The following is a 22,979-nucleotide window of genomic DNA, read 5'->3' on the forward strand; positions in this document are numbered from 1 at the left end:
GCTAGAGCTGGGCGCCGAACAGGCGCGCCAGGTTCACGCGCGCCTTCAGCCGCGTGCACAGCATGAACACGCCGACCATCTTGCGCTGCAGGAACACCAGATCCGGCGGCGGCGCGTGCGAGAAGCCGTCACCGAAGAACTGCTCGCGCCCGGCCTCGAAGCTGCGCTTGAAGAGATCCGAGCGCGCGAAGTCGAACGGCCGGTCGTGTGCCAGCGGTTCGCCGATCGTCAGGATCAGATTGACGACGCCGCGCGCCTGATCGGGCGGGTCGGTCTCGGCGATGAAGCCGGCGCGCCGCGCGGCGCGCGTCATCGCGTCGGCGTCCTGGTCGCGCATGGCGCGGCCCAGGGCGCGCAGGTGCTCGACACGCTGCAGGCTCACGGTCTGCGTCGCGCCGAAGTCCAGCAGCGCGACGCGCCGCGTCTCGGGGTCGTAGAGGTAGTTGGCGAAGTTCGGGTCGGTCTGCACCAGGCGCAGCTCGAAGATCTCGCGCACGACCAGGTGGCACAGCGCCTCGGCGACACGGTCGCGGTGGGCCTGCGGCACGCCCGGCGCCGCGAGGTGGTCGATCGTGTCGCCGGGCTGGAAGCTGGTCGCCAGGATGCGCCCGGTCGAGTGTTCGGCGTCGACCTCGGGCACGACGAAGAGCTCGTCGTCGCCGAGGCGCTCGCGGTACTCGGCCAGCGCGCGGGCCTCGGCGACGTAGTCGGTCTCCTGATGCAGCACGCGGCGCACACGTTCGAACAGCGGGGCCGGGTCCAGCCCGGCGGGCACAAGGCCCGGCGTCTTGGCCAGCAGCGCGAGGTTGGCGACGTCGCTGTCGATGCTCTCGCGCACGCCGGGGTACTGGATCTTCAGCGCCAGCACGCGGCCGTCGTGCGTCGTCGCGCGGTGCACCTGGCCGATCGAGGCCGCGGCGACCGGCTCGAAGCTGAACTGGCGGAAGCGTCGGTGCCAGCCGACGCCGTACTCCTGTTCCAGCACCTCGGCGAGCTGCGAGGCCGGCATCACGTGGGCCTGGTCGCGCAGCGAGCCCAGCAGCTCGGTGAACTGCGGCGGCAGCACGCCGTGGCCGTCCATCGACATCAGCTGGCCGAACTTCATCGCCGCGCCGCGCAGCCGCGACAGCCGGTTGGCGAGCCGGCGCGCGTTGGCCGGCGTCAGCATCATCGCCGAGGCCTTGGGCACCTGGCCGCGGGCCAGCCGCGACAGGCCCTCGGCGGCCGCGCCCGCGGCCAGTTCACCGACGGCGCGGCCGAAGTGCAGCAGCCGGCGGGTGCGGCCTTGGGGAACGGTGGCGGTGCGGGGCGTGCGTTTGGCGGTCATCGGGAGGCGGGCAGGGTGATGCCGGCATTGCACACGGCTGCGGCCGGCGTGTCGGTGACCTGGAGCACGCAGCGGCTCAGCGTGCAGCGGAGGCGGCAGCGCTCGGCGCGTCGGGGGCCAGCAGCAGCACCTGGGCCTTGCCGCCGACGCAGTTGACGCCGCGGCCGGTCGGGCATTCGCGCACCTGGGTGTCGCGCGGGTGTTCGGGGCGGCCGGGCGGGTCCAGCAGCATCGACACGACCGTGATCGCGGTCGCGATCGCCAGCGCGACGAGCAGCAGCCGGCGCCGGCGCGGGATCGGGCGGAATCGCGGCAGCTCGGGGGCGACCTCGGGAGGCTTCTCGGACATCGGAGAAAAGGCCGGCGCCCCGAGGGCGCCGGCACGTGCGGGAAAGACCGCGAGCTTACTGCGAGGCCGCCGGGGCCGAGGGCTCGGCCGTCGGTGCGGCCGGCATCGCCGGCGCGGTCTCGGCCGGCTGCACGATCGGTGCCGGTTCGGCGTGCGTGGCCTTGGCCGGGGAGGTGGCCATCGGCAGCAGCGGCACGATCAGCAGCGCGACGATGTTGATGATCTTGATCAGCGGGTTGACGGCCGGGCCGGCGGTGTCCTTGTAGGGGTCGCCCACGGTGTCGCCGGTGACCGCGGCCTTGTGGGCATCGCTGCCCTTGCCGCCGTGGTTGCCGTCCTCGATGTACTTCTTGGCGTTGTCCCAGGCACCGCCGCCGGTGCACATCGAGATCGCGACGAACAGGCCGGTGACGATGGTGCCCATCAGCAGGCCGCCCAGCGCCTCGGCGCCCAGCGCCATGCCGACGACGACCGGCACCGCGACCGGCAGCAGCGACGGGATCATCATCTCCTTGATCGCCGCGACGGTCAGCATGTCGACCGCCTTGCCGTACTCGGGCTTGGACGTGCCTTCCATGATGCCCGGGATGTCGCGGAACTGGCGGCGCACTTCCTGCACCACCGAGCCCGCGGCGCGGCCCACGGCCTCCATCGCCATCGCGCCGAAGAGGTAGGGGATCAGGCCGCCGAGGAACAGCCCGACGATGACCTTCGGGTTGCTCAGGTCGAACGAGGCCATGATGCCGCGCGCCTCGAGCGAGTGCGTGTAGTCGGCGAAGAGCACCAGCGCCGCGAGGCCGGCCGAGCCGATCGCGTAGCCCTTGGTGACGGCCTTGGTCGTGTTGCCGACGGCGTCCAGCGGGTCGGTGATGTCGCGCACGCTGTCGGGCAGTTCGGACATCTCGGCAATGCCGCCGGCGTTGTCGGTGATCGGGCCGTAGGCGTCGAGCGCGACGACGATCCCGGCCATGCTCAGCATGGAGGTCGCGGCGATCGCGATGCCGTACAGGCCGGCCAGCCAGTAGGCGGCCAGGATCGACAGGCAGACGAAGATCACCGGCCAGGCCGTCGACTTCATCGACACGCCGATGCCGGCGATGATGTTCGTCGCGTGGCCGGTGGTGCAGGACTGCGCGACGTGCTTCACCGGCGCGTAGTCGGTGCCGGTGTAGTACTCGGTGATCCAGACCATCGCCGCCGTCAGCAGCAGGCCGACGACGCAGGTGCCGAACAGCGCCGTCGTGCCGATGACGCTGCCGTCGGCCAGCGTCAGGCCGGCGGGGAACATCATCGTCGTGACGACGTAGAAGGCGATCAGCGACAGCACGCCGGCGACGATCAGGCCCTTGTACAGAGCCGGCATCACGTTCTTCATGCCGGGGCTGGCCTTGACGAAGGCGCAGCCGACGATCGACGCGATGATCGACACGCCGCCGAGCAGCAGCGGATAGACCACCGCCGCGCCCCCGCTGCCGACGACCATCAGCGCGCCCAGCGCCATCGTCGCGATCAGCGTCACGGCGTAGGTCTCGAACAGGTCGGCGGCCATGCCGGCGCAGTCGCCGACGTTGTCGCCGACGTTGTCGGCGATCACCGCCGGGTTGCGCGGATCGTCCTCGGGGATGCCGGCCTCGACCTTGCCCACCAGGTCGGCGCCGACGTCGGCGCCCTTGGTGAAGATGCCGCCGCCCAGGCGCGCGAAGATCGAGATCAGCGACGAGCCGAAGGCCAGGCCGAGCAGCGGCTTGAGCGTCGCGCTGTCCGGGTTGGCGACGCCGCCGATCAGCAGGAAGAAGATGCCGACGCCCAGCAGCCCCAGGCCGACGACGAGCATGCCGGTGATCGCACCGCCCTTGAACGCGACGTCGAGTGCCGGGCCGATGCCCTTGGTGGCGGCCTGCGCGGTGCGCACGTTGGCGCGCACCGAGACGTTCATGCCGATGAAGCCGCAGGCACCGGAAAGTACGGCCCCCAAAACGAACCCGGCGGCCGTTAGGCCGCCGAGGAAGAAGAAGATCAGGATCGCGAGCACCGCGCCGACGATGGCAATTGTCTTGTATTGCCTCGCCAGGTACGCCGCAGCGCCTTGCTGGATGGCGCCGGCGATTTCCTGCATTCGTGCATTGCCGGCGTCCTGCGCGAGGATCCATCCCCGCTGGATGAACCCGTAGAGCACGGCCACCAGGCCGCACCCCAGCGCTATGTACAGCGCCAAACTCGTCGTCATGGAAAGAGCTCCTTCCTCTCGTTCGGGCCTAGTCTCTTCTCTCTATCTCCTGCACGCCGCCCGGGCGCTTCGGGCCGGCTGGCGCGGCATGCTATGTGAAGGCTATCACGCTCGGTTGGGGGTTTTCCTATGTCCGAGTGCCTGCCTGAGCCGGGTCAAGGCCGTCGCGCGTCAGGCGAGGGCAAGCGTGGCGCCTAGAATCGCGCCCCGATCTTTCTCTCGCTCTCTCCTCTCCTTTCTCCTCCTGCCCGAGACCGCTGCATGAGCCTGCACAACGTGACCCCCGGCGCCAAGGCGCCCGACGAGTTCAACGTCATCATCGAGATTCCGATGAACGGCGACCCGATCAAGTACGAGGTCGACCACGACTCGGGGGCGCTGTTCGTCGACCGCTTCATGAGCACGGCGATGCACTACCCGTGCAACTACGGCTACGTGCCCAACACGCTGGCCGACGACGGCGACCCGGTGGACGTGCTCGTCATCACCCCGGTGCCGCTGATCCCCGGCGTGGTCGTCACCTGCCGCCCGATCGGCGTGCTGAAGATGGACGATGAAGCCGGCGGCGACAACAAGCTGCTGGCCGTGCCGACGGCCAAGATCCTGTCGCTGTACTCGTCCTGGCAGAAGCCGGAAGACCTGAACCCGGCGCGCCTGAAGGCGATCCAGCACTTCTTCGAGCACTACAAGGATCTCGAGGAAGGCAAGTGGGTCAAGGTGCTGGGCTGGGAAGGCCCGGAGTCGGCGCGCGAGGAAGTGCGCACCGGCATGGCCAACTGGGCCAAGGAGCACCCGGGCGCCTGAGCGTCCTGCGCGCGGGCTCAGCCCTCGGGTTCCCCGCGTTTGAACGGGCTGCGCTCGCGCAGCTCGTCCTCCCAGGCCGCCACGCCCTCGCCCTCGCGGGCGAGGAATTCGGCCACCGCGCCGGCAAAACGTTCGTCGCGCAGCCAGTGCGCCGAGCTCGTGCGCACCGGCAGCAGCCCGCGGGCCATCTTGTGCTCGCCCTGGGCGCCGCCTTCGAAGCGACTGAAGCCATTGGCCAGGCACCAGGCCAGCGGCTGGTAGTAGCAGGCCTCGAAGTGCACGAAGGGCAGCGGCTCGACCGCGCCCCAGTAGCGGCCCCAGGCGGCGCCGCGTTCGCGGTCGATCGCCACCAGCGATGCCGCGACCGGCCGGCCGTCGCGGCGGCCGACGAACACCAGCCAGTGGCGCGCCATCGTCGCCTGCATGCGGGCGAAGAAGTCGCGTGTCAGGTAAGGCGTCGACTGGTGCGCCGCGTAGGTCAGCGTGTAGCAGCGATGGAAGAAGTCCCACAGCGCGGTGTCGATCGCCTCGCCCTCGTGGACGCTGAACTCGATGCCGAGTTCGGCGACGCGGCGGCGTTCCTGCTGGATCTTCTTGCGCTTGTCGCGCTGCAGCCGGGCGAGCAGGGCGTCGAAGTCGGCCGCGGGGTCGGCTTCGTCGCGCGTCCAGTGGAACTGCAGGTTCTCGCGCAGCATCCAGCCGGCGCGTTCGAAGGCCGCGCGGTCGGCGTCGTCGACGTAGAGCACGTGGGCCGAGGACAGCCCGGCTTCGTCGGCGAACTCTCGGATCGTGGCGACGAGCGCCTCGCGTGCCGGCTCGTCGCGCGCCATCAGCCGCGTGCCGGGCACCGGCGTGAACGGCACCGCGCCGAGCAGCTTGGGGTAGTAGCGCAGCCCGTGGCGGCGGTAGGCGTCGGCCCAGGCCCAGTCGAAGACGTATTCGCCCCAGGAATGGGTCTTCAGGTACAGCGGCGCGGCGCCGGCCAGTTCGCCGGCCGCGTCGTGCAGCGTCAGGAAACGGGGTGTCCAGCCGGTGGCCGGCACCGCGCTGGCCGACGCGTGCAATGCCGCGAGGTACTCGTGGCGCAGAAAGGGTGTCGGTGCGGGCTGCATGTCGAGCAGCGTGTTCCAGGCCCGCGCGTCCAGCCGTCCCGGGTCGGCCTCGACCCCGATGTGATAATCCCGTCCCGTGAGCCCTCGTGACATTCAGCGGAGCCGTCGATGAAGGTCGCGCTGGCCCAGTTCAACGCCGTCGTCGGTGATCTCGCCGGCAACTCCCGTCGCCTCGAAGACGCCGCCCGCCGCGCCTACGCGCAGGGTGCGCGCCTGGTGCTGGCCCCTGAGCTGGCGCTGACCGGCTACCCACCCGAGGACCTGCTGCTGCGCCCGGCCTTCATGCAGGCTTGCGCCGACGCGCTGGCGGCGCTGGCCGATGTTTTGCGGGACTGCGAAGGGCTGCATCTGGTCGTCGGGCACCCGCACCAGTTCGGCGAGCGCGGCGATCTTAGGACCAAGTCCGTGACCGTGCAGCAGCGCTACAACGCGGCCTCGCTGCTGGCTGGGGGACGCGTGCAGGCCACCTACTGCAAGCGCGAACTGCCCAACTACCAGGTCTTCGACGAACGCCGCTACTTCGCCTCCGGGCGCGACGCCGGCCTGCCGCCGCTGGTCTTCGATTGCGAAGGCCTGCGTTTCGGCGTCGTCATCTGCGAGGACGCCTGGTTCGACGAGCCCGCGCGCCTGGCGCGCGACGCCGGCGCCCAGGTGCTGTGCGTGCTCAACGCCTCGCCGTTCCACCTCGGCAAGGCCGAGGAACGCCAGGCCCGCATGGCCGAACGTGCGCGCGACGTCGGCCTGCCGCTGCTGTTCTCGCATCTGGTCGGCGGCCAGGACGAGGTCGTGTTCGACGGCGCGTCGTTCGCGCTCGACGCGGCGGGCGAGGTGAGGGCGCGGGCCGCGACCTTCGCCGAGGAACTGCTGGTCGTCGACTTCGACGCCGACGCTCGCCCCGTCGGTCCGGTCGCCGAAGCACCCGACCTCGACCGCCAGGCCTGGGACGCGCTCGTCACCGGCGTGCGCGACTACCTCGGCAAGAACGGCTTCCCCGGCGCGATCATCGGCCTGTCCGGCGGCATCGACTCGGCGCTGGTGCTGGCCGTCGCCGTCGACGCGCTCGGCGCCGACAAGGTGCGCGCGGTGATGATGCCGTCGCCTTACACCGCCGACATCTCCTGGATCGACGCGCGCGACATGGCCGCGCGCCTGGGCGTGCGCTACGACGAGATCGACATCGCGCCGATGTTCGACGCCTTCCGCACCGCGCTGGCGCCGCAGTTCGCCGGGCTGGCCGAGGACACGACCGAGGAGAACCTGCAGGCGCGCATCCGCGGCACGCTCTTGATGGCGCTGTCGAACAAGACCGGCGCGATCGTGCTGACCACCGGCAACAAGAGCGAGATGGCGACCGGCTACTGCACGCTGTACGGCGACATGGCCGGCGGCTTCGCGGTCATCAAGGACGTCGCCAAGACGCTGGTCTACCGCCTGGCGAACTGGCGCAACGCGCAAGGCGCCGAGGTCATCCCGCAACGCATCATCACGCGCCCGCCGTCGGCCGAGCTGCGCCCGGACCAGACCGACCAGGACAGCCTGCCGCCCTACGAGGTCCTCGACGCGATCCTGGCGCGCTACATGGAAGACGACCAGAGCGTCGAGCAGATCGTCGCCGCCGGCTTCGAGCGTGCCGACGTCGAACGTGTCACCCGGCTCATCAAGATCAACGAGTACAAGCGGCGTCAGGCGCCGGTCGGCATCCGCATCACCCATCGGGCCTTCGGACGCGACTGGCGTTACCCCATCACGTCGAGGTTCCGTGCTTAAATTCCCGTCAGTCCATCGTCTTTTCCCGGAGTTCCCCGCATGAAGCAGATCACCGCCGTCATCAAGCCGTTCAAGCTCGAAGAAGTCCGCGAAGCACTGGGCGAGGTTGGCGTCTCGGGTCTGACCGTCACCGAGGTCAAGGGTTTCGGCCGCCAGAAGGGCCACACCGAGCTCTACCGCGGCGCCGAGTACGTCGTCGACTTCCTGCCGAAGGTGAAGATCGAGGTCGTCGTCAAGGACGCCGACGTCGAGCGCTGCCTCGACGCCATCGTCAAGGCCGCCAAGACCGGCAAGATCGGCGACGGCAAGATCTTCGTCACCTCGGTCGACCAGGTGGTGCGCATCCGCACCGGCGAGACCGACGAGTCGGCGGTCTGAGGTCGGCCCGGCCGTGGCCGGGCGCTGTCCAGAACAACGGGGCGCTGCGCGAGCAGTGCCCCGTTGTCGTTCAAGGGCTCAGATGCGGCCGAAGTGGTCGGGGCCGCCGGCGCGCTGCGCCAGCGCCGCCAGCCGGTCCAGCAGCGCCAGCGGGTCGGTCTCGACCTGCAACACCGATTGCTGCGCCTGCGACAGGAAACCTTCGTCGACGGTGCGTTGCATGAAGGCCAGCAGGCCCTCGTAGAAGCCGTCGACGTCGAGCAGGCCGATCGGCTGGTCGTGGTAGCCCAGCTGGCGCCAGGTCCAGACCTCGAACAGCTCCTCCAGCGTGCCGATGCCGCCCGGCAGCGCGACGAAGGCGTCGGCGCGCTCGGCCATCATCTGCTTGCGCTTGTGCATCGTCGGCACGACGTGCAGTTCGCTGAGGCCCGGGTGGCCGACCTCGCGCTTCATCAGCGATTCGGGGATCACGCCGACGACACGGCCGCCGGCGGCCAGCACCGCGTCGGCGACCTCGCCCATCAGGCCGACCTTGCCGCCGCCGTAGACGAGCTGCCAGCCGCGTTCGCCGATCGAGCGGCCGAGCACGCGGGCGGCTTCGGTGTAGGCGCTGCGCCGGCCGTGGCGCGAGCCGCAGTAGACGCAGACGGTGAAGGGGGGCGGGGGCGCGATGTCGTTCATGGCCCGGATTGTCTCAGGCCAGACGCTGCCAGAGCGCTCCCAGCCAGATGCCGCCGGCGAGCAGCAGCGACAGCATCACCGCCGCGCTGCCCAGGTCCTTGGCCCGCTTGGACAGCTCGTGCAGCTCGAAGCCGACACGGTCGACGACGGCTTCGATCGCGGAGTTCAGCAGCTCGACGATCAGCACCAGCACGACGCTGCCGGCGAGCAGCGCGACCTCGACCCAGCCGCGCCCGAGCCAGAACGCCGCCGGCAGCAGCAGTGCCGCGGCGAAGACCTCCTGGCGGAACGCGCTCTCGCCGCGGAAGGCGGCCGACAGGCCTGCGGCCGAATAGCCGGCGGCGCGCCGGATGCGGTCCAGGCCGGTGCGTCCCTTGTGCGGGTTCGCCTGGCCGCCCCGCGGCGGCGGGCTGCCGGGATCCATGGGCTCAGTCCTTGGACTTGGCACGCCACGCGACGAGCCGCGTGCCGCAGAGCGCGTCGTGCCAGAACTGGCGGTCCGGGTGCAGCCGCGACAAGGCCGCCCAGACGACGATGCCCAGCGTCAGCAGCCCGAAGACCTGGCCGTTGCTGTGCAGGCCGGCGAAATGGGCGATCGCCAGCCAGGGCAGGAACCAGACCCAGCAGACGAGGTAGCGCACGATGCCGCGGCCCACGCTCACCGGCTGGCCGTCGCGCTGCACGAGGCGGATGTGCCAGGTCTGCATCGCCAGCGTCTGGCCGGTGCGGCTCCAGAACCAGACGAAGTACAGGCCGAAGACGAGGAACAGGAAGACCTGCAGCCCCAACTGCCCCTGCAGCGCGCTGCGCTGGTTGGTGGCCAGCGAGTAGACGAGGCCGGCGGCCATCACGACACCGAAGAGCAGGATGCCCTCGTAGACGAAACAGGCGAGGCGGCGGATCAGCGCCGGGGTCGGGTGGTCACCCGCGGCGGGAGGCAGAACGATCATCGAGACGGGTCAGCGCGGTTCGGAGGCAGCCTGCGAGCGTACCGCAGCGCCCTGCGGGCCGCGGCGCGGCAGCATCGTCACCGGGTTCACGAAATCGTCGGTGGCGATGATCTTGGGCATCCCGGACTGGTGGTGCGCAGGCGAGGAGGGGCGGGAGGTGATCAGCGTCGTCGTCGCCCCCGGGGCCGCCTGGATGACGGCCGGCGCGACGGGTTTGGGCGACGGCGGGCGCGGCGACGTGACGATGTTGCGCTTGGGCTTTCCGTCCTCGTCGTCGCCTTCACGCACACGCGAGGGCGTGCGTTTGGGCGGCACGGCGCGTTCGGCGAGCTGCTTGCGCTGGTCGTCGGGCAGCGCCCTGTAGGCGTCCCAGCGGGCCTGGCGGTCCTCGGCCGAAAGCTGGCGCACCTGCTGGAACTGCAGCCGCGCGCGGGCACGCTCCGACGGCGTCATCTGGGTCCACGCCGCCATGCGCTCCTGCACGCGCTGGCGCTCGGCCTGGCTCATCTTGGGGAAACGCGCGGCGACGCTCAGCCAGCGTTCCTTGCCGGTCGAGTCGATGTTCGGCCAGTCCTGCTGCAGCGGTGCCAGCGCGCGCCGCTGCGCCGCCGACAGCTGGGCCCAGGACGGGTCGGCCTCGGCCGCATGCGCCGGCGCGGCCGTGGCGAACACGGCCGCGATCACGAGGGCGGCGATGACGGCCGGGCGGAAGGTCACGGTTGCTGCGTCTTCAGGAACTCGGCGAATCCGGGGTCGGAGTAGGCGTCCGGCGGGAGGTCGTCGGCGAGCAGCACGGAGTCGATGTCGGCGGCGGCCATGATCTGCTCGCGCAGGTCGTGCTCGCGAATCAGCACCAGACCGGCGACCAGCATCACCAGCGGCAGCACGATGGCCAGCCGCTGCCACCACGGCGGCCCGCTCCGGGCGGCGGCGCCGCCGGCAACGCTCACCACGGACTCGGCCGCGAACTCGCGGCGCGCGGCGCGCGCACGAGACAGCGCCTGCTCGCGGGCCACGCGCAGGCGTTCGGTCAGGTCGTGCGGAAGCTCGTCGGCACGCTCGGTCAAGCTGGCGGCGATGCGCGCCGCGAAGCGCGCGCGCAGGACGTCCGCGTCGGTGAAGCTGGTTTGGGTCATGGCGCGATTCCCTTGAGTCGGAGGGCCTTGGCCAGCGAGTGGACCGCACGGGAACAATGGGTCTTGACGCTGCCTTCGGAGCAGCCCATCGCCGCCGCGGTCTCGGCCACGTCGAACTCCTCCCAGTAACGCAGCAGGAAGGCTTCGCGTTGACGGTCGGGCAGGCCGGCCACTTCGTGCTCGATGAGACGCAAGATCTGGTCCCGCGACACCGATTCGGCGGCACTCTCGGTGCCCAGGGTGTCCTCGACGACCTGCAGCGTCTCGAGCAGGTCGAAGTCGCCGTCCCCGTCCTCGCCCTCGAAGTCCGAGAGGTTCTGGATGACCGCGTTGCGCACCTTCTGGCGACGGAACCAGTCCATCGTCGCGTTCGACAGGATGCGCTGGAAGAGCATCGGGAACTCCGCCGCGGGCCGCTCGGCGTACTTCTCGGCCAGGCGGATCATCGAGTCCTGCACGATGTCCAGCGCCGCGTCCTCGTCGCGCACGGCGAAGGCGGCGCGCTTGAACGCGCGCCTCTCGACGCTCTTGAGGAAATCGGAAAGTTCTTTGTCGGAAGCCAACGCGCGGACGGGGTTCTGCACCCCGGTTTCGGGCGCGGCGCATTATGCACGCGGGGCCCGCAGCGGGCACCTTGGCGGGGCGACGCCCGGCGCCGGTGCATAATCCCCGGTCGCACAACGCTCTTTTGGTCTCGCTCGCCGTCCGACCCGGACGGCAGTTCCCAGACCGCGCGCAGTTCCGAATCCGCCTCACGAGGGCGCGAGGAGGGGCACCGATGGATTTTCGTCAGAGAAATTCGCAAAGGTTCGGAAATGGACATCTCCGCCGCGGAAGTCAAGCGTGCCGCTTCGGCACAACCGTCTTCTCCTCCCGCCGTGCTCAACGGCGCTGAAATCCTGGTTCGCAGCCTGCAGGCCGAAGGGGTCCAGTACCTCTGGGGCTATCCCGGCGGATCGGTTCTCTACATCTACGACGCGCTGTACAAGCAGGACAGCATCCAGCACGTCCTGGTACGCCACGAACAGGCCGCGGTGCATGCCGCCGACGGCTATGCCCGCGCCACCGGCAACGTCGGCGTCGCCCTCGTCACCTCGGGCCCGGGCGTCACGAATGCCGTGACCGGCATCGCGACGGCCTACATGGACTCGATCCCGATGGTCATCATCACCGGTCAGGTGCCGACGGCCGCGATCGGGATGGACGCCTTCCAGGAGTGCGACACCGTCGGCATCACGCGCCCGGTGGTCAAGCACAACTTCCTCGTCAAGGACGTGCGCGAGCTGGCCTCGACGATCAAGAAGGCCTTCCACATCGCGCGCACCGGCCGCCCGGGCCCCGTCGTCATCGACGTGCCCAAGGACGTGTCGCTGAACACCGCGCCGTTCCAGTACCCGCAGACCGTCGAGCTGCGCTCGTACAACCCGGTGCGCAAGGGCCACAGCGGCCAGATCCGCAAGGCCGTGCAGCTGCTGCTGCAGGCCAAGCGCCCGTACATCTACACCGGCGGCGGCGTCGTGCTCGGCGAAGCCGCGGCCGAGCTGCGCCAGCTGGCCGACCTGCTCGGCTTCCCGGTGACGAACACGCTGATGGGGCTGGGCGCGATTCCCGCCAGCGACCCGAAGTTCCTGGGTATGCTCGGCATGCACGGCACCTACGAAGCCAACATGACGATGCAGCACTGCGACGTGCTGCTGGCCGTCGGTGCGCGCTTCGACGACCGCGTCATCGGCAACCCGGCGCACTTCGCCCAGGTCGAGCGCAAGATCATCCACGTCGACATCGACCCGTCGTCGATCTCCAAGCGCGTGCGCGTGGACATCCCGATCGTCGGCGACGTCAAGGACGTGCTGCAGGAGCTGATCGCCCAGATCAAGGAGTCGCACGCCCGTCCGGACACCGTGGCGATCTCCTCCTGGTGGGGCCAGATCAACGAGTGGCGCAAGCGCGAGTGCCTGGCCTACGAGCCCAGCGATGACGTGATCAAGCCGCAGATGGTGGTGCAGACGCTGGCCCGCCTGACGCGCGGCCGCGATGCCTACATCACCTCCGACGTCGGCCAGCACCAGATGTGGGCGGCGCAGTTCTACGGCTTCGAGGAGCCGCGGCGCTGGATCAACTCCGGCGGCCTGGGCACGATGGGCGTGGGCCTGCCGTACGCGATGGGCATCAAGCTCGCCAAGCCGGAGTCCGACGTCTTCTGCATCACCGGCGAAGGCTCGATCCAGATGTGCATCCAGGAGCTGTCGACCTGCCTGCAGTACAAGACGCCGGTGAAGATCGTCTCGCTGAACAACCGCTACCTGGGCATGGTGCGGCAGTGGCAGGAGCTGATCTACGGCGGCCGCTACTCGCACAGCTACATGGACGCGCTGCCCGACTTCGTCAAGCTGGCCGAGGCCTACGGCCACGTCGGCCTGCGTGTCGACCGGCCGGCTGACGTGGAAGGCGCGCTGAAGGAGGCGATGCGGTTGAAGGACCGCACCGTGTTCCTCGACGTGCGCACCGACCCGACCGAGAACGTGTGGCCGATGGTGCACGCCGGCAAGGGCATCAGCGAGATGCAGCTCAAGTCCGAAGACCTGTGACCGGCACGGGCCGCGTCGGCGGCGACGGCGTTACCGCGCCGCCGCCGGCCGCCGCGGCCGGTGCCGCGAACCCCTGCGGACTGCATCTTCCCAACGATCCAACGGCGCGGTGAAGGGCCGGCGGTTACCGCCGCAGGCTCGTGGATCCGCGCAAGGACGAGACCATGAAACACATCATCGCGGTGCTGCTCGAGAACGAAGCCGGCGCCCTGTCCCGTGTCGTCGCGCTGTTCTCGGCGCGCGGCTACAACATCGAGAGCCTGACGGTCGCGCCGACCGAAGACCCGTCGATGTCGCGCATGACCATCGTCACCACCGGCAGCGACGACGTCATCGAGCAGATCACCAAGCACCTGAACCGGCTGATCGAGGTCGTCAAGGTCGTCGACCTGACCGAAGGCAGCTTCGTCGAGCGCGAGCTCATGCTCATCAAGGTGCGCGCCGTCGGCAAGGAGCGCGAGGAGATGAAGCGCATGGCGGAGATCTTCCGCGGCCGCATCATCGACGTCACCGAGAAGAGCTACACGATCGAGCTGACGGGCGACTCGTCCAAGCTCGACGCCTTCCTCGTCGCGATCGACCGCGCGGCGATCCTGGAAACCGTGCGCACCGGTGCCAGCGGCATCGGCCGCGGCGAAAGAATCCTGCGCATCTGAGGCGGCGCCCCGGCGGCCCCGTGGCCGCCCATCGCCCGGAAACCTGCCCGGCCAATCGCGGCCGGGCGTCTGACTAGAGAACGGAGAACCCCATGAAGGTCTATTACGACAAGGACGCCGACCTGAGCCTCATCAAGGGCAAGAACGTCACCATCATCGGCTACGGCTCGCAAGGCCACGCCCACGCCCAGAACCTGAACGACAGCGGCTGCAAGGTCACCGTCGGCCTGCGCCGCAGCGGCGCGAGCTGGGCCAAGGCCGAAGCCGCCGGCCTGAAGGTCGCCGAGGTCGCCGAGGCCGTGAAGGCCGCCGACGTCGTCATGATCCTGCTGCCCGACGAGCAGATCGCCAGCGTCTACGCCAACGACGTCGAGCCCAACATCTGCGAAGGCGCCTCGCTCGCGTTCGCGCACGGCTTCAACGTGCACTACAACCAGGTCGTGCCGCGTGCCGACCTCGATGTCTGGATGGTCGCGCCCAAGGCCCCGGGCCACACCGTGCGCAACACCTACAAGCAGGGCGGCGGCGTGCCGCACCTGATCGCCGTGCACGCCGACAAGTCGGGCAAGGCGCGCGACCTGGCGCTGTCCTACGCCGCGGCCAACGGCGGCGGCAAGGCCGGCATCATCGAGACCAGCTTCCGCGAAGAGACCGAGACCGACCTGTTCGGCGAACAGGCCGTGCTGTGCGGCGGCACCGTCGAGCTGATCAAGGCCGGCTTCGAGACGCTGGTGGAAGCCGGCTACGCGCCCGAGATGGCGTACTTCGAGTGCCTGCACGAGCTGAAGCTGATCGTCGACCTGATCTACGAAGGCGGCATCGGCAACATGAACTACTCGATCTCGAACAACGCCGAGTACGGCGAGTACGTCACCGGCCCGCGTGTCGTCACCGAGGACACGAAGAACGCCATGCGCCAGTGCCTGAAGGACATCCAGACCGGCGAGTACGCGAAGAGCTTCATCCTCGAGAACAAGGCCGGCGCCCCGACGCTGACCTCGCGCCGTCGCCTGACCGCCGAGCACCCGATCGAGGTCGTCGGCGAGCAGCTTCGCGCGATGATGCCGTGGATCAAGGCCAACAAGCTGGTCGACAAGTCGCGCAACTGACGCGGCCTTGAACGGCAGCCCCGCGTGCGAGACACGCGGGGCGCTGGCCGAAGTGCAAGTCCCCGGGGCCGCATGCGGCCCCGGTCGCGTTTATGCTCGACCGGATGACCGACGACACCCAGGTTCCCGGCGACGACGACGCCGAGGCCGACGCCGCCCCCGCGCGACGGCCGCGCCGGGGCCTCTACGTGCTGCCCAACGCGATCACGCTGGCGGCGCTGTTCTCCGGCTTCTACGGCGTCGTGATGGCGATCAACGGCCGCTTCGAGGCCGCCGCGATCGCGATCTTCGTCGCGGCCGTGCTCGACGCGATGGACGGCCGCGTGGCGCGCATGACGCGCACGCAGAGCGCCTTCGGCGAGCAGATGGACAGCCTCTCGGACATGGTCTCGTTCGGCGCCGCGCCGGCGCTGATCGTCTACGTCTGGGCGCTGAAGGACCTGGGCAAGCTGGGCTGGATCCCGGCCTTCGTCTACGTCGCCGGCGCCGCACTGCGGCTGGCGCGCTTCAACGTCAACATCGGCGTCGTCGACCGGCGTTTCTTCCAGGGGCTGCCCAGCCCGGCGGCGGCGGCGCTGGTCATCGGCATGGTCTGGGTCTTCGACGACGCGGGCTTCCGCGACGTCTACTCGATCCCCTGGCTCGAATGGACGGCGTTTGCCGTCACGCTGTATGCCGGGCTGTCGATGGTGACCAACGCGCCGTTCTACAGCTTCAAGACGCTCGGTGGCCGGCGCACCGTGCCTTTCGTCGTGCTGGTCGCGGTGATGCTGGCGATCGCGCTGATCGCGCTGGACCCGCCGCGCGTGCTGTTCGGTATCTTCGTGCTCTACGGGCTGTCGGGTTACGCGGTGTTCGCCTGGCGGCGTTTCAAGGGCCAGCCGGCGAGCGTGATCTCGACCTCCACCGACGATCCCGACGAGAAGGGCCTGCATCCGTGAGCACGGCGCTGTGCTACATTCGTCGCGTGACGACGATCCACGCCTTCATCCTGCTAGCGCTACCGCAACCGCGGGTGCGCTGATCGTCTTCGTCCGTCCTTTTTCCGATCAACGGCCCGCCAGCGCAACGCAGCGGGCCGTTTTTCATTTCCGTCTTCCAAGCTGCTTGCGACCCCAATCTCTCGCAAAGGCACGACCATGACCGACAAGCTCATCATCTTCGACACCACGCTTCGCGACGGCGAACAGTCGCCCGGCGCCTCGATGACGCGCGACGAGAAGCTGCGCATCGCCCGCCAGCTGGAGCGCCTGCGTGTCGACGTGATCGAGGCCGGTTTCGCGGCGTCGAGCAACGGCGACTTCGAGGCCGTGCGCGCGATCGCCCAGGCGGTGCGCGAGTCGACGGTGTGCTCGCTGGCGCGGGCCAACGACCGCGACATCTCGCGTGCCGCCGAGGCGCTGCGCCCGGCCGCACGGTCGCGCATCCACACCTTCATCGCCACCAGCGAACTGCACATGGAGAAGAAGCTGCGCATGACGCGCGAGCAGGTGCTCGAGCAGGCGCGGCTGGCGGTGCGTTTCGCGCGCAACGTCTGCGAGGACATCGAGTTCAGCCCGGAAGACGGCTACCGCTCGGACCCCGAGTTCCTGTGCCGCGTCATCGAGACCGTCATCGCCGAAGGCGCGACGACGATCAACATCCCCGACACCGTCGGCTACGCGATTCCCGAGCTCTACGGCCACTTCATCCGCATGCTGCGCGAGCGCGTGCCCAACAGCGACAAGGCGATCTGGTCGGTGCACTGCCACAACGACCTCGGCATGGCGGTCGCCAACTCGCTGGCCGGCGTGAAGATCGGTGGCGCGCGCCAGATCGAATGCACGATCAACGGCCTGGGCGAACGCGCCGGCAACTGCAGCCTGGAAGAAGTCGTGATGGCGGTGAAGACGCGCCGCGACCACTTCGGGCTCGAGGTCGGCATCGACACCCACCAGATCGTGCCGGCCTCGCGCATGGTCAGCCAGACCACCGGTTTCGTCGTCCAGCCGAACAAGGCCATCGTCGGTGCCAACGCCTTCGCGCACGCCAGCGGCATCCACCAGGACGGCGTGCTGAAGGCGCGTGACACCTACGAGATCATGCGTGCCGAGGACGTGGGCTGGACGGCCAACAAGATCGTGCTCGGCAAGCTCTCGGGCCGCAACGCGTTCAAGCAGCGCCTGCAGGAACTCGGCATCGAGATGGCGTCGGAAGCCGAGATCAACGCCGCCTTCGCGCGCTTCAAGGACCTCGCCGACCGCAAGAGCGAGATCTTCGACGAGGACATCATCGCCCTGGTCGGTGACGAGAGCGTCACCGCGGTGCAGGAGCACTACCGCCTGCTGTCGCTGGCGCAGCGCTCGGAGACCGGCGAGCGCCCGCACGCGACGATCGCCTTCGCCGCAGGCGACGTCGAGCACCGCGTCGAGAGCGACGGCAACGGCCCGGTCGATGCGACGCTGAAGGCGATCGAGTCGAAGGTCTGCAGTGGCGCCGAAATGGTGCTCTATTCGGTCAATGCCATCACCTCGGGCAGCACAGAATCCCAGGGCGAGGTCACCGTTCGGCTCCAGCACGGCGGGCGCATCGTCAACGGGGTGGGGGCCGATCCGGACATCGTCGTCGCGTCGGCCAAGGCCTATCTCTCGGCGCTGAGCAAGCTGCAGAGCAACGCCGAACGGGTGCCGGCGCAAAGCTGACGGGCCGACGGGCGGATGCACCGCGGGGGCCTGGCACGGCTCCTGCGATGGACCACTTGAGAAATCGTGCGCAAGTTCTTGATCTTGCGCATGTTCTTCAGGTGAACTACACTTTGGTGCATTCTCTCCGGGGTCGATTCAGTGGGCTGGTTCGGTAGTTTTCAGCGGCTCGCGGCAGTCGCATTCGTGGCGGCGGCGCTCACTGGCGGCGGTCTTTCGCCGTCGACGGCGCTCGCAGCCAGCGCCACCTCCGCGTCGTCCAAGGCGAAAGCCAAGACCAAGACCAGCAAGAAGGCCGGCAGCACGGCTTCGCGCGGCACGGCAGCGGCCAAGGCCCGCGGCAAGAGCCCGGTGCGCAGTGCCAAGGCCGTCCCGGCGCGCACCGTCGCCAAGGTCTCGCCGCGCAAGTCGGTCGTCGTCGCGGTCGAGCCGGCCAAGGCCTCGTTCGGCCAGATGTACGGCCTGCACCGCACCGAGGATCCGCTGGACCTGAAGTCCAGCGTCGCGCTCGTCGTCGATCAGGAGACCGACCAGATCCTGCTCAGCAAGAACTCGAGCGCGGTGCTGCCGATCGCCTCGATCACCAAGCTGATGACGGGGCTGCTCGTCACCGAGGCCCAGCAGCCGCTCGACGAGGTGCTGACGATCACCCAGGACGATGTCGACACCGAGAAGGGCAGCCACTCGCGCCTGCAGGTCGGCACCCAGCTGACGCGCGGCGAGATGCTGCACCTGGCGCTGATGTCCTCCGAGAACCGTGCCGCCAACGCGCTGGGGCGCCACTACCCGGGCGGGCTTTCGGCCTTCGTCCAGGCGATGAACGCCAAGGCCAAGCTGCTGGGCATGCACGACACGCGTTATGTCGAGCCCACCGGGCTGTCGAGCAACAACCAGTCGAGCGCGCGTGATCTCGCGGTGCTCGTCAAGGCCGCCTACCAGCATCCGATCCTGCGCGAGCTGTCGACGTCCACCGACGCCAGCGTCGCCGTCGGCCGCCGCCAGCTGCAGTTCCACACGACCAACGGCCTGGTGCGCAACCCGAGCTGGGAGATCGGCCTGCAGAAGACCGGCTACATCTCCGAGGCCGGCCGCTGCCTAGTGATGCAGGCCCAGCTGGCCGGGCGCAACCTCATCATGGTGCTGCTGGATTCGGCCGGGAAGTACTCGCGAATCGGCGACGCCGAGCGCATCCGCAAGTGGCTCAACAGCGAGGCCTCGCCGGTGCTGGACGCCGGCATGCGCCCGTAGCCGAGGGGCAGGCGCGCGGCGCTGTCCGCGCCGGTTTCAGCCCCTGAAGCCCAGCGCCGCCGAGATCTGCGACGCGGTCAGGCGGACCTTCTCCATCCAGTTCTCTTCCAGCCGGTCTGCCGGCGCCGACACCGACAGCCCGGCCACGAGCTTGCCCTGGTCGTCGTAGACGCCGGCGGCCATGCAGCGCACGCCGAGCTCGAGTTCCTCGTCGTCGCGGGCGCAGCCCTGCGCGCGCACCGCGGCCAGTTCGCGCTCCAGCCGCGCGACGTCGGTGATGCTGTTGCGCGTGTGCCCGGTGAGGCCGGTGCGTGTCGCGTAGGCGCGCACGCGCTGCGGCTCCTCGTGCGCGAGGAACAGCTTGCCGACCGAGGTCAGGTGCAGCGGTGCGCGGCCGCCGACGGCACGCACCACCTGCATGCCCGAGCGCTCGCTGTAGGTGCGTTCGATGTAGACGATCTCGTCGCCCTGGCGCACCGACAGGTTGACTGGCTGGTGCGTCAGCTTGTGCAGCTCGCGCATCGGGCCGAGTGCCGCATCGCGCACGTCCAGCCGGGCCTTCACGAGGTTGCCCAGCTCCAGCAGCCGCATCCCGAGCCGGTAGCTGCCGGCCTGCGGCCGGTCGACCAGGCGGCCGATCGTCAGGTCGTTGAGGATGCGGTGCGCGGTCGACGGATGCAGCCCCGTGCGTTCGCTGATCTCCTTCAGCGAGACCGGGTCCGGGTGGGCGGCCAGCATGTCCAGCAGCGCGAACGTGCGCTCCAGCACCTGGATGGTGGGGCTCTGCTGATCCTTGAGACTCATGAATGCGAGGGGCCGAAAACGATGTCCCGATTTTGCATCGCGGAAGGGCGATTTGCTTGTCGGAAGGAGAAAACTCGTTGCAGCGGCGCCGCGCACGGCGTCGCTGGTTGAGCGCCGGGGCCGCCGGCACGGCGGCGGATTCGTGCGTGCCGATGTCGGCTTTCGACGTGCGGCGGCGTCAGGCGGCCGGATGGCGCCCGTCCGGGGCGTCGAGCTCGTGCAGCACGCCGGCAGCGGCGTTCTCCCCGGCGCGCACCGCGCCTTCGAGCGTGGCGGGATAAGGCCCGGCCACGTAGTCGCCGGCGGCCCACAGCCGCGGCGCGATGGCGGCCGTCGGACGCCGCAGCCCGGGCGTGCAGCGGAAGGTCGCGCGTTTGTCGGCCACCGTGCGGCACACCGTGGCCGCCGGCAGCATCGGCCGGGCTTGCTCGAGCACGGCGGCGGTGCAGGCCTCGAGCCCGCGGTCGATCCAGGGGCGGGCTCCGCTGACGACCCAGGCCGAGCGCCCGCTCCTGCCGCCGAGCCGGCCGTGATCGAAGGCGAACTGGGCCGGCGCGTCGGGGCCGTCGCGCAGCGTGGTCATCACGCAGGGCAGGGTGCCGCCGGGAGCGTCCAGGTAGACGGTGACGATCGGCTCGTAACGCAGCGACCGCGCCTCGGCGGACCAGGCCGGCGCCAAGGCGGCCGTCAGGCGCGCCGCCTCGGTGGCGCTGGCGGCCAGCACCACCGCGTCGAAGGTTTCGCCGTCGATCACCCAGCCGCCGGCGGCCGCTGACAGCGAGCTCACGCGCCGAGCGCAGCGCAGCTCGGCGCCGCGTGCCCGCAGCCAGGCCGCGGCCGGATCGGGCAGCAGGTCGGACAGCGGGCGGCGCGGCAGCAGCAGGTCGGCCGCACCGGCGCCGCCGAACAGCGCGTCGCGCAGCACGCGCAGCATCACCTCGCCGCTGGCTTCGTGCGCCGGGGTGTTCAGCGCGGCCACGCACAGCGGGTCGATCAGCTCGGTGCGCACACGTGGGGCCAGGCCGCGGCACAGCGTGGCGACGGTCGCCCCGGGCGGGCAGCGGAAGCCGCCGGCGGCCCAGCCCGCGGCAGTGCGCAGCAGCGAGGCCTTGTCGCGCCAGGTCCAGCCGCGTGCGGCGAGCACCGCGCGCACGAAGGCGAGGGCCGGCGGGCCCGGCGGCAGCGCCAGGCCGCTGCCGTCGGGGCGCGTGAGCGCCAGCGGGCGGCGTTCGAGCAGCGTTCCCGGATCGGCGCCGACCTCGCGCATCAGCGCCAGCGTGCGCGAGTAGGCGCCGATCAGGATGTGCTGGCCGTTGTCCAGGCCCTCGTCGCCGTCGCCCAGGCTGCGTGCCCGGCCACCGCCGCGCGGCGCCATCTCGAAGACGGTCGGCTGCAGGCCGGCGGCCGTGAGGCGGACCGCGGCGGCCAGCCCGGCCCAGCCGGCGCCGACGACCGCGACGCGCGCCGTCACCGTGCCAGCACGTGCGTGCGTGCGGCGATCCACAGCTTGCGCAGCGGCGTCAGCGAGGTGCGCTGGTGCAGCACCTGGAAGCCGCCGGCCTCGATCTCGCGCAGCAGCGCGCGGTAGATGTTGGCCATCATCAGCCCGGTCTTCTGCTTCGCGCGGTCGGCCTCGGGCAGCAGCGCCAGCGCCTCGTCGTAGGTGGCGTGCGCGCGCTCGGCCTGGAAGCGCATCAGCGCCGTGAAGCGCTCGCTGTAGCCCCAGGGCGACTCGCGCTTGAGGATCTCGTGCGCCTTGACGTCGAAACGCTGCAGTTCGGACACCGGCAGGTAGATGCGGCCCCGGCGCGCGTCGTCGCCGACGTCGCGGATGATGTTGGTGAGCTGCAGCGCGCGGCCCAGCGTGTGGGCGTAGCGCACCGTCTGCTCGCTGCTGCGGCCGAAGATGTTGGCCGCAACCTCGCCGACGACGCCGGCCACCAGGTGGCAGTAGCGCGACAGCGCCGGGAAGTCCAGGAAGCGGGTCTGCTCGAGATCGACCTGGCAGCCTTCGACGATCGCGTGCAGGTGCGCCGGCTCGATGCGAAAACGCGCCGCCAGCGGCATCAGCGCCTGCGTCACCGGGTGCGTCGGCGCGCCGGCGAACGCGGCGTCGACCTCGCCGCGCCACCACTGCAGCTTGCGCGCGGCGACCGACGGGTCCTGCATCTCGTCGACGACGTCGTCGACCTCGCGGCAGAAGGCGTAGAAGGCGGTGATCGCGGCGCGCTCGGGCGGCGGCAGGAACAGGAACGCGTAGTAGAACGAGGAGCCGCTGCCGGCGGCCCGCTTCTGCACGTACTCGGCCGGGGTCATCGGGCGTGCCGCATCGTCGCCGCGCGCCACAGCAGCGCCGGCAGGTCTGCGGCGCCGATCGTCGGGCGCGCGCTCATCGTCGCATGGTCCATGCGGCCGATTTTCTCCAAAACACGCAGCCCGCCCTGCGCGACCAGGCGCAGCTCCCAGCCGGCGCGCCCGGGCACGTCCAGCGCCAGCGGCGCGCCTTCGCGCAGCAGCGACTCGGCCCAGGCGCAGAGCTCGCGCACCAGGCGGCGCAGTGCCGGGCTGTCGCGGCGCGCCAGCACGTCGTCCATTGTCAGCCCGGCCGCGGCGAGCTCGTCCTGCGGCAGGTAGACGCGGCGGCGCCCGGCGTCGACGCCGAGGTCCTGCCAGAAGTTGGCCAGCTGCAGCCCGGTGCAGACGGCGTCGCTGCGCCGCTCGGACTCGGCGTCGCGCACGCCGTACAGGTGCAGCAGCAGCCGCCCCACCGGGTCGGCGGAGCGGCGGCAGTAGGCGAGGATCTGCTGGCGGTCCGCGTAGACCGGGTTGTCGACGTCCTGCTCGAAGGCGTCGAGCAACCGGTGCAGCCACACCGGCGGCAGCGCGTAGCGCTCCAGCGCCGCGGCCAGCGGCCCGAACACCCTTGCCCAGCGTTCACCCGGTGCGCAGCCGCGCACGACGGCCTCGAGGTCGGCGCGGTAGGCGGCCAGATCGGCATGGCGCTGCGCCGCGGGTGCGTCGCCTTCGTCGGCGATGTCGTCGGCGGTGCGCGCAAAGTGGTACACGGCGACGACGGCGGGCCGGATCGTCGGCGGGCACAGCACCGAGGCGACGGGGAAGTTCTCGTAGTGGTCAACGCTCACGGGGCGCGATTGTGGCGGC

At 70.2% G+C, this 22,979-nt stretch carries 23 protein-coding genes; 9 read left to right on the forward strand and 14 right to left on the reverse strand.

Translation table 11 applies throughout. The features are described 5' to 3' along the window. Position 1 precedes the first annotated feature (1 nt). From G5B56_RS03130 to G5B56_RS03140, 3 genes are all read right to left on the reverse strand, one after another. Entirely contained in the window at positions 2 to 1,327 is a 1,326-nt protein-coding gene (locus tag G5B56_RS03130; RefSeq protein WP_164962295.1) for an AarF/ABC1/UbiB kinase family protein, read from the reverse strand. Between the two features lie 76 nt (positions 1,328 to 1,403). Next, complete coding sequence (locus G5B56_RS03135) at positions 1,404 to 1,676, reverse strand: hypothetical protein (RefSeq protein ID WP_009859055.1); 273 nt, start codon at positions 1,674 to 1,676, stop codon at positions 1,404 to 1,406. 55 nt (positions 1,677 to 1,731) lie between these two features. Next, positions 1,732 to 3,903, reverse strand: a complete 2,172-nt coding sequence (locus G5B56_RS03140) for a sodium-translocating pyrophosphatase (RefSeq protein WP_029718319.1) — start codon at positions 3,901 to 3,903, stop codon at positions 1,732 to 1,734. Between the two features lie 261 nt (positions 3,904 to 4,164). On the opposite strand from G5B56_RS03140, the gene ppa reads away from it, so the two are divergent. After that, on the forward strand, positions 4,165 to 4,707 hold the full coding sequence (gene ppa, locus G5B56_RS03145) for an inorganic diphosphatase (RefSeq protein WP_009859053.1): 543 nt from the start codon (positions 4,165 to 4,167) through the stop codon (positions 4,705 to 4,707). Positions 4,708 to 4,724: 17 nt separating this feature from the next. Here the strand turns inward: ppa and G5B56_RS03150 are convergent, their stop codons facing one another. Then, positions 4,725 to 5,912 (reverse strand): GNAT family N-acetyltransferase, encoded by a 1,188-nt coding sequence (locus G5B56_RS03150; protein WP_164962296.1) that lies wholly within the window; start codon positions 5,910 to 5,912, stop codon positions 4,725 to 4,727. A 15-nt stretch (positions 5,913 to 5,927) separates the two neighbouring features. On the opposite strand from G5B56_RS03150, the gene G5B56_RS03155 reads away from it, so the two are divergent. Both G5B56_RS03155 and G5B56_RS03160 read left to right on the forward strand, forming a co-directional pair. After that, positions 5,928 to 7,586 carry an NAD+ synthase gene (locus tag G5B56_RS03155; protein ID WP_009859051.1) on the forward strand — a complete coding sequence of 553 codons (1,659 nt, stop codon included), beginning with the start codon at positions 5,928 to 5,930 and terminating at the stop codon, positions 7,584 to 7,586. 39 nt (positions 7,587 to 7,625) lie between these two features. Next, the gene (locus tag G5B56_RS03160) at positions 7,626 to 7,964 is read left to right on the forward strand and encodes a P-II family nitrogen regulator (protein WP_009859050.1); all 339 of its coding nucleotides are present in this window, start codon (positions 7,626 to 7,628) and stop codon (positions 7,962 to 7,964) included. A 78-nt stretch (positions 7,965 to 8,042) separates the two neighbouring features. Here G5B56_RS03160 and G5B56_RS03165 read toward each other — a convergent pair whose 3' ends face one another. The 6 genes from G5B56_RS03165 to G5B56_RS03190 are packed head-to-tail and all read right to left on the reverse strand — an operon-like array spanning position 8,043 to position 11,294. Further along, positions 8,043 to 8,645 (reverse strand): TIGR00730 family Rossman fold protein, encoded by a 603-nt coding sequence (locus G5B56_RS03165; protein ID WP_164962297.1) that lies wholly within the window; start codon positions 8,643 to 8,645, stop codon positions 8,043 to 8,045. A gap of 13 nt (positions 8,646 to 8,658) precedes the next feature. Next, positions 8,659 to 9,069, reverse strand: coding sequence for a diacylglycerol kinase (locus G5B56_RS03170; RefSeq protein WP_164962298.1), 411 nt, complete (start codon positions 9,067 to 9,069; stop codon positions 8,659 to 8,661). Positions 9,070 to 9,073: 4 nt separating this feature from the next. Beyond that, a complete protein-coding gene (locus G5B56_RS03175; RefSeq protein WP_009859047.1) occupies positions 9,074 to 9,595 on the reverse strand; it encodes an RDD family protein in 522 nt (173 codons plus the stop codon). A gap of 9 nt (positions 9,596 to 9,604) precedes the next feature. Further along, positions 9,605 to 10,312: a DUF3106 domain-containing protein gene (locus G5B56_RS03180; RefSeq protein ID WP_009859046.1), complete on the reverse strand. Its 708-nt coding sequence runs from the start codon at positions 10,310 to 10,312 to the stop codon at positions 9,605 to 9,607. Continuing rightward, positions 10,309 to 10,731 (reverse strand): DUF3619 family protein, encoded by a 423-nt coding sequence (locus tag G5B56_RS03185; protein WP_164962299.1) that lies wholly within the window; start codon positions 10,729 to 10,731, stop codon positions 10,309 to 10,311. Before G5B56_RS03185 ends, G5B56_RS03180 begins: the two co-directional genes overlap by 4 nt. After that, positions 10,728 to 11,294, reverse strand: coding sequence for an RNA polymerase sigma factor (locus tag G5B56_RS03190; protein WP_009859044.1), 567 nt, complete (start codon positions 11,292 to 11,294; stop codon positions 10,728 to 10,730). Before G5B56_RS03190 ends, G5B56_RS03185 begins: the two co-directional genes overlap by 4 nt. A 252-nt stretch (positions 11,295 to 11,546) precedes the next feature. Between G5B56_RS03190 and G5B56_RS03195 the strand changes: the two genes are divergently transcribed. The 6 genes from G5B56_RS03195 (at position 11,547) to pbpG (ending at position 19,013) form a co-directional block, all read left to right on the forward strand. Then, positions 11,547 to 13,319, forward strand: coding sequence for an acetolactate synthase 3 catalytic subunit (locus tag G5B56_RS03195; protein ID WP_029718321.1), 1,773 nt, complete (start codon positions 11,547 to 11,549; stop codon positions 13,317 to 13,319). Between the two features lie 164 nt (positions 13,320 to 13,483). Continuing rightward, the gene (ilvN, locus tag G5B56_RS03200) at positions 13,484 to 13,975 is read left to right on the forward strand and encodes an acetolactate synthase small subunit (RefSeq protein WP_009859042.1); all 492 of its coding nucleotides are present in this window, start codon (positions 13,484 to 13,486) and stop codon (positions 13,973 to 13,975) included. 92 nt (positions 13,976 to 14,067) lie between these two features. Continuing rightward, positions 14,068 to 15,084 carry a ketol-acid reductoisomerase gene (ilvC, locus tag G5B56_RS03205; RefSeq protein ID WP_164962300.1) on the forward strand — a complete coding sequence of 339 codons (1,017 nt, stop codon included), beginning with the start codon at positions 14,068 to 14,070 and terminating at the stop codon, positions 15,082 to 15,084. Between the two features lie 104 nt (positions 15,085 to 15,188). Then, complete coding sequence (locus tag G5B56_RS03210; protein ID WP_009859040.1) at positions 15,189 to 16,025, forward strand: phosphatidylcholine/phosphatidylserine synthase; 837 nt, start codon at positions 15,189 to 15,191, stop codon at positions 16,023 to 16,025. A gap of 198 nt (positions 16,026 to 16,223) precedes the next feature. Then, a complete protein-coding gene (locus G5B56_RS03215) occupies positions 16,224 to 17,765 on the forward strand; it encodes a 2-isopropylmalate synthase (protein ID WP_164962301.1) in 1,542 nt (513 codons plus the stop codon). Between the two features lie 186 nt (positions 17,766 to 17,951). Then, a complete protein-coding gene (gene pbpG, locus G5B56_RS03220) occupies positions 17,952 to 19,013 on the forward strand; it encodes a D-alanyl-D-alanine endopeptidase (RefSeq protein ID WP_164962302.1) in 1,062 nt (353 codons plus the stop codon). Between the two features lie 36 nt (positions 19,014 to 19,049). Here the strand turns inward: pbpG and G5B56_RS03225 are convergent, their stop codons facing one another. From G5B56_RS03225 to hpnC, 4 genes are all read right to left on the reverse strand, one after another. After that, positions 19,050 to 19,817 carry an IclR family transcriptional regulator gene (locus G5B56_RS03225; protein WP_029718322.1) on the reverse strand — a complete coding sequence of 256 codons (768 nt, stop codon included), beginning with the start codon at positions 19,815 to 19,817 and terminating at the stop codon, positions 19,050 to 19,052. A 178-nt stretch (positions 19,818 to 19,995) separates the two neighbouring features. Beyond that, the gene (gene hpnE / locus G5B56_RS03230; protein ID WP_164962303.1) at positions 19,996 to 21,288 is read right to left on the reverse strand and encodes a hydroxysqualene dehydroxylase HpnE; all 1,293 of its coding nucleotides are present in this window, start codon (positions 21,286 to 21,288) and stop codon (positions 19,996 to 19,998) included. Next, on the reverse strand, positions 21,285 to 22,133 hold the full coding sequence (gene hpnD / locus G5B56_RS03235) for a presqualene diphosphate synthase HpnD (RefSeq protein ID WP_009859035.1): 849 nt from the start codon (positions 22,131 to 22,133) through the stop codon (positions 21,285 to 21,287). Before hpnD ends, hpnE begins: the two co-directional genes overlap by 4 nt. After that, on the reverse strand, positions 22,130 to 22,960 hold the full coding sequence (hpnC, locus tag G5B56_RS03240; RefSeq protein ID WP_164962304.1) for a squalene synthase HpnC: 831 nt from the start codon (positions 22,958 to 22,960) through the stop codon (positions 22,130 to 22,132). The genes hpnD and hpnC overlap by 4 nt, the downstream gene beginning before the upstream one ends. Positions 22,961 to 22,979: the final 19 nt, after the last annotated feature.

The organism is Rubrivivax sp. JA1026 (assembly GCF_011065555.1).
Taxonomy (GTDB): domain Bacteria; phylum Pseudomonadota; class Gammaproteobacteria; order Burkholderiales; family Burkholderiaceae_C; genus Rubrivivax; species Rubrivivax benzoatilyticus.

Coding starts and splice junctions, on each gene's coding strand:
- G5B56_RS03130 (WP_164962295.1), bottom strand. CDS start 1,327: ATGACCGCCAAACGCACGCCCCGCACCGCCACCGTTCCCCAAGGCCGC.
- G5B56_RS03135 (WP_009859055.1), bottom strand. CDS start 1,676: ATGTCCGAGAAGCCTCCCGAGGTCGCCCCCGAGCTGCCGCGATTCCGC.
- G5B56_RS03140 (WP_029718319.1), bottom strand. CDS start 3,903: ATGACGACGAGTTTGGCGCTGTACATAGCGCTGGGGTGCGGCCTGGTG.
- ppa (WP_009859053.1), top strand. CDS start 4,165: ATGAGCCTGCACAACGTGACCCCCGGCGCCAAGGCGCCCGACGAGTTC.
- G5B56_RS03150 (WP_164962296.1), bottom strand. CDS start 5,912: ATGTCACGAGGGCTCACGGGACGGGATTATCACATCGGGGTCGAGGCC.
- G5B56_RS03155 (WP_009859051.1), top strand. CDS start 5,928: ATGAAGGTCGCGCTGGCCCAGTTCAACGCCGTCGTCGGTGATCTCGCC.
- G5B56_RS03160 (WP_009859050.1), top strand. CDS start 7,626: ATGAAGCAGATCACCGCCGTCATCAAGCCGTTCAAGCTCGAAGAAGTC.
- G5B56_RS03165 (WP_164962297.1), bottom strand. CDS start 8,645: ATGAACGACATCGCGCCCCCGCCCCCCTTCACCGTCTGCGTCTACTGC.
- G5B56_RS03170 (WP_164962298.1), bottom strand. CDS start 9,069: ATGGATCCCGGCAGCCCGCCGCCGCGGGGCGGCCAGGCGAACCCGCAC.
- G5B56_RS03175 (WP_009859047.1), bottom strand. CDS start 9,595: ATGATCGTTCTGCCTCCCGCCGCGGGTGACCACCCGACCCCGGCGCTG.
- G5B56_RS03185 (WP_164962299.1), bottom strand. CDS start 10,731: ATGACCCAAACCAGCTTCACCGACGCGGACGTCCTGCGCGCGCGCTTC.
- G5B56_RS03195 (WP_029718321.1), top strand. CDS start 11,547: ATGGACATCTCCGCCGCGGAAGTCAAGCGTGCCGCTTCGGCACAACCG.
- ilvN (WP_009859042.1), top strand. CDS start 13,484: ATGAAACACATCATCGCGGTGCTGCTCGAGAACGAAGCCGGCGCCCTG.
- ilvC (WP_164962300.1), top strand. CDS start 14,068: ATGAAGGTCTATTACGACAAGGACGCCGACCTGAGCCTCATCAAGGGC.
- G5B56_RS03210 (WP_009859040.1), top strand. CDS start 15,189: ATGACCGACGACACCCAGGTTCCCGGCGACGACGACGCCGAGGCCGAC.
- G5B56_RS03215 (WP_164962301.1), top strand. CDS start 16,224: ATGACCGACAAGCTCATCATCTTCGACACCACGCTTCGCGACGGCGAA.
- G5B56_RS03225 (WP_029718322.1), bottom strand. CDS start 19,817: ATGAGTCTCAAGGATCAGCAGAGCCCCACCATCCAGGTGCTGGAGCGC.
- hpnD (WP_009859035.1), bottom strand. CDS start 22,133: ATGACCCCGGCCGAGTACGTGCAGAAGCGGGCCGCCGGCAGCGGCTCC.